Origin of the sequence: Lysinibacillus mangiferihumi (assembly GCF_003049665.1) — a bacterium.
GTDB classification, from domain to species: domain Bacteria; phylum Bacillota; class Bacilli; order Bacillales_A; family Planococcaceae; genus Lysinibacillus; species Lysinibacillus mangiferihumi.
Genome location: NZ_PYWM01000077.1, coordinates 1 through 3,639, shown reverse-complemented (window position 1 = coordinate 3,639; position 3,639 = coordinate 1). Strand labels below are relative to the sequence as shown.

General features: G+C 38.1%; 3 protein-coding genes. All 3 read right to left on the bottom strand.

Annotated elements, in window-relative coordinates; translation table 11 throughout:
* Window positions 1-303: 303 nt before the first annotated feature.
* The 3 genes from C9J37_RS27270 to C9J37_RS27260 all read right to left on the bottom strand — a co-directional run bounded on the left by C9J37_RS27270 (window position 304) and on the right by C9J37_RS27260 (window position 3,424).
* On the bottom strand, window positions 304-1,245 hold the full coding sequence (locus tag C9J37_RS27270) for a hypothetical protein (protein WP_107897906.1): 942 nt from the start codon (window positions 1,243-1,245) through the stop codon (window positions 304-306).
* Window positions 1,236-2,711, bottom strand: a complete 1,476-nt coding sequence (locus C9J37_RS29585; protein ID WP_282957617.1) for an RHS repeat domain-containing protein — start codon at window positions 2,709-2,711, stop codon at window positions 1,236-1,238. The genes C9J37_RS27270 and C9J37_RS29585 overlap by 10 nt, the downstream gene beginning before the upstream one ends.
* 185 nt (window positions 2,712-2,896) lie before the next feature.
* On the bottom strand, window positions 2,897-3,424 hold the full coding sequence (locus tag C9J37_RS27260; RefSeq protein ID WP_107897904.1) for an RHS repeat domain-containing protein: 528 nt from the start codon (window positions 3,422-3,424) through the stop codon (window positions 2,897-2,899).
* Window positions 3,425-3,639 lie beyond the last annotated feature (215 nt).

Below are 3,639 nucleotides of genomic sequence, written 5' to 3'. Positions count from 1 at the left end.
GGCGAAATTTTGGTTTTTAGGAAGGGTTAACCCTTCCCAAAAACCAAAATCAATCCTTCGAACAAATGTATTTAAAATAAAAATGTGATGATCTACTAGAAAAGGTTGGATTGTCATTTACACAAAATTATTGACACTCCCAGTCATTTCCTCTTGTTTGTTAATATTTATGAGTTATATTAAATGCGTTTTCTTAAAAATTCAAAATGATGACTTCGGAATATAACGAAGTCATCTCTTGCCACATTATACAGCACTCCCTTTTTTATTAAACTGCTACATTATGGGATATAGTTTAGAAGTTTAGTAAAAAAGATTAGCCTCTTCCCCATGCTCTTTTTTTAATTGCTCCACTATGTCTTCAAATGTATATACCTTGGCATTATTCTTCGTTCTCTCAACAAGCTGAAACTTTACATCTATGTCTGGATTATAACCAGTAGGAATAGTAGGATAGTTAGCCATAGGCGTTGAAAACAACTCATGTTTAATGTCTGGGACAGCTAATCCTAGTTTTTGTCTTACTTTAAATAGATTAATTAATTCCATAGGAACGAGACCGAAATATAGAAACTCCTCATCTTTCCATTTGGTTCCTGTAACTCCGATTCCATTTAAATGATACTCACACAAGCTATTCCAATACTCATCATCAATTTCATTAAATTGATGATCCCACTCATCAACAATTCTTTCATAGATACCCAATCCATCACCGTATTGCATAACCTTATCTTTTACAGGGTTCGGTATCCCTAGTTGCTCAATTAAGAAGTGTATCAAATACGTACTTGGGTATACCTTCTGTTTAATGTATTCGTTGTTATTCTTATATTCATCTCTTTCTAAATCAGTAGCAGCTTTTGTTAATAGTAGTTCTATTAAATCTATTCTTTCCACATAAAGTGCATAGTTTAATAATGGTGCAATTGGATCAATAAAAGGCAAACTACCACCTGTATATGAGTAAGCGAAAAATTGTGCAGTACGGTCAAAGAATTTCCAGCAATCATCATTACCTTGAAAAAGAAGATTTTTTGCAGCAATATGGTTACATTTAGGCGTCCCCGATAAAGTGGCATAAACAGTATTAATATTTTTCTTTAAATTCTTTTCTCTAGTGAAAAAAGAATAGTCTGCATAGAAATCTTCTTTAGTGTCAAACTGATTTAGAACCTCGTCATATCTATATCTCTTCAAGGCTTTTTTAATTAGATTATGTTTAAATTGCGGTATTATTTGCACTTAATCTTAATTCTCCTTTTATCAACGTTTATTTGTACCAATTTATTTTTTAAAGTACCTTGGATTTGTGCATTTCTAATTTGTCTCATTAAGTCATTTTGATATTTCTGCATATTACCCCAATGACCATTAGTATTTCCAGTAATTGTATCAATGTTATTCCTTGTCCATGCAGGCATTCTTGATTTAGATCTAAAACCTTTTCTACTTGTTTTAACTTCTATAACGTTGAGTTCGCCTGCTGCTTGATCTATTGCAATAAAATCAAAACCTTGGTTTGATATATTTTGGACTGAACCCAGAACCTTAAATCCATTTCTTTTCAGATGTTTAGAAGCAATTTTCTCTCCCCAATCACCTAAATCTTTATTACCAAAATTCATTACTTGGCCTGATGTAAATAAACCGAGAGGATCAAGTTGGATATTTGGATCATTTACATACCCATACAACGTAGGGTTCCCACCAGCCAACCCAATTGGATCAACTTGCGTATAATTCCCTAGCTCTGGGTCGTAGTATCGGAATCGGTTATAATACAAGCCAATTTCTACATCTTCATACTGCCCTTGATATCTAAACGGAATGAAATCTTTGTCACCCGTAAACTCTTTTACTCGTCCATACACATCAAGCTCAGCCGACCAAACCTTATGACCTTGCTCATCATAAGCTTCGACAGGCGTTCCTAGATAATCACTAATAATGCTGTAGTTGTCTTTATTCGTGATTTTTGCTGAAGGGACAAAGCCATCATTGAATACCCATGTAATGAGACTGTCTAAGTCATCTGTCTGTGAGGCATTCTCCACTGAATTATCCTGCGACAAATACTCATGCAAAATCGTATTGCCATCCCATACAAAATAAGTAGCTCTACCTTCCGAACACTTCTCTATCCGCCTACCTAGTGTGTCATACTTGAAAGTTACTTCTGTCATATCTGGCTTCATGACCTTGGCCATCATGCCATTGCCATAGTACTCGTACTTCCATGTATCTCCATTATGTTCGACTTTCTCTAGGAGATTTCCTTCTTCGTCATAGGAGAATTTGGCATCTTTTGTTTCTAGTAATCTACTGCCTGCGCCATAGACACGGTCTTTTTTATCTTTTGTTTCATATAGATTGCCGACATCATCGACGGTGCGGTATAAGAACTCAAATTGGCGACTGTCTTGATTGGCCCACACGAGGTTACTAAATTCATCATAGCCGTAGGTCACTTTTACACCGGTTAGCTCGTTGACCATACTGCGTAATTGATGATTGACGTCCCAATTGTAGGCGCGTCTTCGGGTATCGCGGCTTTGGCTACTTACTCTGTGATGTGTTGGTCTACCTGTGATATCATACTGCCACTTGCTAATAACATCCCCTGGTAGGATTCGCTCAATCTCTTGACCAAGTTCATTGTATTGCATCGAGGCTGTCCACTGACCTTGCTCGGAGCGAGAGGTAGTCATTTGTAAGATATTTCCTAACTCATTACGCATGACATCGATTTTGGCACCGAGGCTGCTTGTTATTTGGGAGCGATTGCCTAACTCGTCATAGCTACTGGCAATCCACTGGTCATTTTGCCACTCCTTGATGACTTGGCCGGATGGGTCTCGTTCTAGCTTGATGGTTACATGTTCGTTTTCCGTTTTTAGTAGCGAACTATTTTTATCATAGGCAAACGTTTCCCACGTGCCATCATAGTAGTCTGAATGACATTCCCTAGATTGTCATGCTGATACGCTGTCCAACGATTGCCTGGACGTTGAATGCGCTGAACCAATCCTGCTGGACTTCGCTCATACGTTTTTTCCATGTCATCAAAGCCGATTTCCTTGATAATATGACCTTTGGTATCGCGTTCAAAGGTGTATGCTTCGCCTCTTTCATTGATCACAGCGGTTAATTGCTCCTCTGTATCATAGGTGAATTGTACTTTCTTGCCACCTTGTTTGCGAGACGTTAGGCTTCCAAGAATCGTGTAGTCAAAAGCGACTTGTGTATGGTTATCCTTTGCAAAAATAATATCATCATAGGCATTGTACTTTAGTTGAACATCGTTACCATCAGATAGATGGGCGCGCACTAGGCGATTTAAATGGTCATAATGGAACTTTTCCGTGGCTCCAAGCGGATTGGTTGTACTTATGCAGTTCCCCCACGCCTGTCGTATGTCCATGTTGAACTTGTCCCATCTGGCAATGTGACTTGGCTTAAGTTTAGATCAGCGTCATACTTATTTTAAAAATTCATATCTTTAATTACGAAATCGAGTAGGAGGGAGTGATTAACTCCCGACCTCTCACACCACCGTACGTACGGTTCCGTATACGGCGGTTCAATTAAGATGAGTAACGCAAAGTTTCGTAACGAACTTGCAGACTTTTCAGCCCT

What these genes read in the sequence shown, in the direction of transcription:
- C9J37_RS29585 (WP_282957617.1), bottom strand. Translation starts at nt 2,711, where the DNA reads ATGACTACCTCTCGCTCCGAGCAAGGTCAGTGGACAGCCTCGATGCAA.
- C9J37_RS27260 (WP_107897904.1), bottom strand. Translation starts at nt 3,424, where the DNA reads ATGGACATACGACAGGCGTGGGGGAACTGCATAAGTACAACCAATCCG.